3 protein-coding genes are annotated in these 5,715 nt (G+C 42.1%); all 3 read left to right on the forward strand.

All coding sequences use genetic code 11. From position 1 onward, the window contains the following. The first annotated feature begins 523 nt into the window (after positions 1-523). The 3 genes from Q8907_11825 to ispG all read left to right on the forward strand — a co-directional run bounded on the left by Q8907_11825 (position 524) and on the right by ispG (position 5,678). On the forward strand, positions 524-2,167 hold the full coding sequence (locus Q8907_11825) for a fatty acid--CoA ligase (protein ID MDP4274957.1): 1,644 nt from the start codon (positions 524-526) through the stop codon (positions 2,165-2,167). Positions 2,168-2,322: 155 nt separating this feature from the next. Further along, positions 2,323-3,792 carry a cysteine--tRNA ligase gene (gene cysS, locus Q8907_11830; GenBank protein MDP4274958.1) on the forward strand — a complete coding sequence of 490 codons (1,470 nt, stop codon included), beginning with the start codon at positions 2,323-2,325 and terminating at the stop codon, positions 3,790-3,792. Next, the gene (gene ispG, locus Q8907_11835) at positions 3,777-5,678 is read left to right on the forward strand and encodes a (E)-4-hydroxy-3-methylbut-2-enyl-diphosphate synthase (protein ID MDP4274959.1); all 1,902 of its coding nucleotides are present in this window, start codon (positions 3,777-3,779) and stop codon (positions 5,676-5,678) included. The genes cysS and ispG overlap by 16 nt, the downstream gene beginning before the upstream one ends. The last annotated feature ends 37 nt before the right edge of the window (positions 5,679-5,715 follow it).

The following is a 5,715-nucleotide window of genomic DNA, read 5'->3' on the forward strand; positions in this document are numbered from 1 at the left end:
CAGAGGTACACAGAGAAGACACAGAGGAATATTTCTCAATATTTCTATGTGACATGATGAACAATAAATCTCAGTTGTTAAATTTTATTCCGTTCAGGGAGATATTTACTTGCGAAACTTTAATTATTTATCAGTATCATCAACCCATAGTGGGATAGATGCCCACATTTTAAGTATAAATAAAGGAATGTCCGCTTTAGATGGGAATGTTGACTTTATGATTGATCTGTTACTTGTTATTCATAATTTCCGGTTGATAAAAAATTGGTGATCTGCCTTTTACACTCATTGCTCATATCTTACGAGAATATCAGAATCATATCAGGATAAATGATCGGCAATTAAATTTAAACGTATTGTTCCCTTTTTATTGTACTTTGAAATTTCAATTTGATTTTAATGAGCAAAATTTCTTAAAATCTTGTCACTTTCTTTATGATTTAAATTGCTGACTACCATAATTTACTATTTTTGCAGCTGATTAAATTTCCTGTGAGGGTGTTAAATTGTTAAATTAGAGAAGATTATGGAAAAGATGATCGAGAAAACAGAGTCAGCTTATGCTTATCCGCTTTTAATCAAGCAACTTTTTCTGGCTCCTTTGGGGAATAATCCTGATCAGGAGATTATTTACAGGGATCAGCTTACAATCACATATAAAACATGGAGGGAAAGGGTTTATCGCCTGGCCAATGCCTTGGCTTCTATCGGTGTGAAACCGGGAAGTACGGTAGCTGTTATGGATTGGGATTCCCACCGTTATCTTGAGGCCTACTATGCCATTCCAATGATGGGGGCTGTGCTTCATACCATTAATGTTCGTATGTCATCCGAGCAGATAGTTTATACCATTGATCATGCCGAGGATGATGTCATCATTTGCAATTCCGACTTCCTTCCCTTGTTGGAAGTCATCAAAGGCCGCATTTCTGAGGAGATAAAATTCATTTTAATTAACGAAAAAAATAAGCCCATAGGAAATCATTTTAAATTTGAAGGCGAATATGAGGAAATGCTTGGCCAAGTCTCACCCGTCTATGATTTTCCTGAATTTGATGAGAACACCAGGGCTACTACTTTTTATACTACCGGTACCACAGGGCTTCCCAAAGGAGTTTATTTCTCGCACCGTCAATTGGTGCTTCATACCCTTTCAACCGGAATGGCCTTGGCAGCATCATCGGTTCAGGGGCGACTGCACAGGGAATCCGTTTATATGCCTATAACCCCGATGTTTCATGTTCACGCTTGGGGAATTCCGTATATTGCATCTTTTCTGGGCATTAAGCAGGTTTATCCGGGCAAATATGTACCTGCCATGTTGCTAAAGCTCATGGCTATGCACAAAGTTACTTTTAGTCATTGTGTCCCTTCAATTTTGCATACCCTTTTAAAGGATCCCGGGGCCAAAGACTTCGATTTCTCTCACTGGACCTGCATTATTGGAGGTTCGGCCCTGCCAAAGGTTATTGCTATTGAGGCTCTGAAAAGGGGTATTGATATATTTGTCGGTTACGGGATGTCTGAAACTTGTCCGGTGATATCCATTGTACGTTTGACTGAGAATGATTTAAAACTCTCGAACGAAGAACAGGCTGAAAAACGTTGCAGAAGTGGAAATCCACTGGGTTTGGTGCAGGTCAGGGTTATTGATCCTGAAGGCAACGATGTGTCTCATGATGATAAAACTCCCGGAGAGGTTGTTGTCCGTTCACCTTATCTGACTCAGGGTTATCTGAAAGATCATGTTTATTCTGAAAAACTTTGGAAAGGTGGATGGCTGCATACCAAAGATATTGCCTGTATCGATCATGAAGGGAGTATAAGGATAACTGACCGTGCAAAAGATGTGATTAAAGTTGGCGGTGAATGGCTCAGTTCTTTGCAGATGGAAGATATTATTTCCAAACATGAGGGTGTTTCTGAAGTGGCGGTGATAGGATTTCCGGATACCAGCTGGGGCGAAGTTCCCCTGGCAATTATTGTCCCCAAAGAAGGGGCCATGATCGATAAAAAAGGGATCCTGCAAACTATTAAGGCAAATGTAAGCTCCGGTTTGTTGCCGCGTGAGGCCATTACCCTGAAGGTTCAACTGGCTGAAATACTTGATAAAACCAGCGTGGGGAAAATCGATAAAATTGCCTTGCGGTCAAAATTTATTCAATAAGGCTGAAATATAATACCTGGCACTTTATTTGAGGACAACCTGCTTTTTTTGATCTAAAGACATTTCTCATACATTTATTTCCCTTCTTTTTTTCGTAACTGAATAATTGGTATTTTTACGGTTTTTGAAAAAGATCATATTTAACGAAAAGAATTATGGGAAGTACCTTGTTTTTGTATAACACTTTATCACGTAAAAAAGAAGAATTTGTTCCTGTTCATGCTCCTCATGTAGGAATGTATGTCTGCGGGCCGACTGTCTATGGCGATGCCCATCTGGGCCATGCCCGTCCTGCAATTACATTCGACCTGCTGTTCAGGTACTTGAAGCATGTGGGTTATAAAGTAAGGTACGTGCGTAATATCACTGATGTAGGCCATCTGGAACATGATGCAGATGAAGGGGAAGATAAGATTGCCCTGAAGGCTCGCCTTGAGCAACTTGAACCTATGGAGGTAGTTCAACGGTATACCAACAACTACCATCATGATATGGAACTGCTGAATGTACTTCCTCCCAGCATTGAACCCAGGGCTTCCGGCCATATCATTGAGCAGCAGGCCATGGTTCAGAAAATACTTGATAATGGATATGCCTATATTTCCAACGGTTCTGTATATTTTGACGTGGAAAAATACAACCAGAAATATCATTACGGAAAACTTTCAGGCCGTGTACTTGATGATTTGATGGAATACACGCGAGAACTTTCCGGGCAGGAAGAGAAACATAACAGTTACGATTTTGCTTTATGGAAAAAAGCTGATCCCAAACATATCATGCACTGGCCTTCCAAATGGAGCGAAGGATTCCCGGGCTGGCACCTCGAATGCTCGGTGATGAGCACCAAATATCTGGGTAATTATTTTGATATTCATGGAGGCGGCATGGATCTTTTGTTTCCGCATCACGAATGTGAGATTGCCCAAACAGTGGCTGCTACAGGTAAAGAGTCGGTGAAGTACTGGATACACAACAATATGATTACCATCAACGGACAGAAGATGGGTAAATCATTGGGTAATTTTATTACCCTCGATGAGTTGTTCAGTGGAAATCATAAGCTTCTGCAACAGGCATACAGCCCGATGACCATCCGTTTTTTTATTTTGCAGGCCCATTACCGCAGTACGCTGGATTTTTCCAATGAAGCATTACAGGCTGCCCAGAAGGGCATGGATAGGCTTTTTGAAGCTTATCATACATTGGATAAGTTGTCCCTTTCTAAAGTTGCTACGGTTCATCCTGAAGAGCTGGAGCAAAAATGTGCTGATGCCATGAATGACGATCTCAACAGTCCGATGGTTATTGCACATCTTTTTGATGCCGTGAAGACAATCAATTCCATTTATGCCGGGAATGAAAGCATTGATGCTGCCGGGCTCGCAAAGATGAAAGAAATTTTCAATACTTATATTTTCGACCTGTTGGGTTTAAAAGAAGAAAAAGCCGGGAGCGAAAACAATCAGCTGACTAGCGATTTAATCGAATTGCTGCTTAATCTGCGCATGAATGCAAAAGCAGCCAAGGATTTTGCCACATCCGACAAAATCAGGGCAGAGCTCAACCGACTGGGGGTTGAGGTAAAGGATAAAAAAGACGGATTCGAATGGAAAATTCTTTAAATAATCAGGGTTCAAAATCTGAAAGCGGAGAAGCTTTTCAATATAAACGCTTTATCACACGGGAGGTAAATATTGGCGGAATACCTCTTGGCGGTATCAATCCTGTGCGTATTCAGACCATGACCAATACTCCTACGATTGATACTGCAGCTACGGTCGAACAAACCATTCGCTGTGTGCGGGCAGGAGCAGAGTATGTCAGAATAACCGTACCAACTATAAAAGAGGCCGAAAATCTTTTCAACATAAAAGCAGCCCTTCGAAAACAGGGCTATACAGTGCCTCTGGTGGCCGATGTCCATTTTAATCCGGCTGTTGCTGAGGTCGCAGCCCGCCTCGTGGAGAAAGTCAGGATCAATCCGGGCAATTATATTGACAAAAAGCAGGTACATAAATTTGAATTCACGGATAGCGAATATGCCTTGGAACTGGAGAAAATACATGAACGCCTGTTGCCGTTATTGGCTATTTGCAAGCAGTATGGAACTGTTTTGCGCATAGGAGTTAACCATGGCTCGTTATCCGACAGGATTATGAGCCGTTATGGCGATACACCGGCCGGAATGGTTGAATCGGCCATGGAATTTCTTAAAATATGCAGAGCTGAAGGCTTTAATGATTTGGTTGTTTCCATGAAATCAAGCAACACAAGGGTCATGGTACAGGCCTACAGGTTGTTGGTCGAAGTCATGCAGGGTGAAGGCATGAATTATCCCCTTCATCTTGGAGTTACCGAAGCCGGTGAAGGTGAAGATGGCCGGATCAAAGCCGCTGTCGGGACCGGAACACTTTTAGCTGAAGGAATTGGCGACACCATCCGCGTTTCACTTACCGAAGATCCTGAGAAGGAACTTCCGGTGGCACAAAAACTGTCAGCTTATTTTTCTATTCCTGGTCATTTCTCGATTGAAAATCATGGTTTGCCGGTTGTATATAAACGTTGTGAATACAGCAAACGCATCAGTCGTGCAGCAGGCATAATTGGCGGATCAAATTTGCCTGTGGTTGTGGCTGATTATAAAGAAAATCAGGGCTTTTCATCGGAAGAAAAGTCCTCTTCTGCTGAATTTTATTACTTTTCACAGTTGGCAGATGGTCAAAAATTGCCTGCAGATCAGAATTTTATTTTCGATTATGCATTATGGGACGGGCAGTATAGAAGTTTTGGCAATGTTTTCCCTTTGATGACGATCAGTGATTATTTCTTTGGCAATGGAAGATCGGAGACAATGAATTTCCTGCTTCTGGAAAACAAACAATTGACACAGGACCTGCTGACTCTTTTGTCAACAGATAGCACCCTGGTACTGGTACTTCAGTCGTTCAGCCAGGATGCACCTTTGGAAATGAAAGCTTTCTTTAATTTTCTGATTAAAAACGATTGCCATCTTCCGGTTATCCTGAACCGCAATTATTGCGAAGATGATTTGGAACAGCTTGAGGTAAAAAGCGGCAGTGATTTTGGCTCATTGTTTATCGATGGTTTTGGAGACGGGCTTTGGCTCCGGAATGCTTCAGCATTAGGTGAGAAACCGTTGGAAGATTTGTCTTTTGCCATCCTTCAGGCCTCAAGGGTCCGCAGTACGAAGGCTGAATACATATCCTGTCCTTCCTGTGGCCGTACCCATTTTGACCTGCAAACGGCTACAGCTAAAATCAGAGAAAGGACCTCACATCTGAAGCACTTGAAGATAGGCATCATGGGCTGTATAGTCAACGGGCCGGGTGAGATGGCTGATGCAGACTATGGCTATGTGGGTGCCGGATTTGGGAAAATCAATCTTTACAAGGGTAAAGAAGTAATGAAAAAGAATATTCCCGAAGCGGATGCGGTAGACGAACTGATTGCCCTCATCAAGGCAAATGGTGACTGGCAACCGGCCTGAAAAATCAGCTAAATCAATATTTTTGTTTGGCTAAAGC

The sequence above is a fragment of the Bacteroidota bacterium genome (assembly GCA_030706565.1).
Classification (GTDB): domain Bacteria; phylum Bacteroidota; class Bacteroidia; order Bacteroidales; family JAUZOH01; genus JAUZOH01.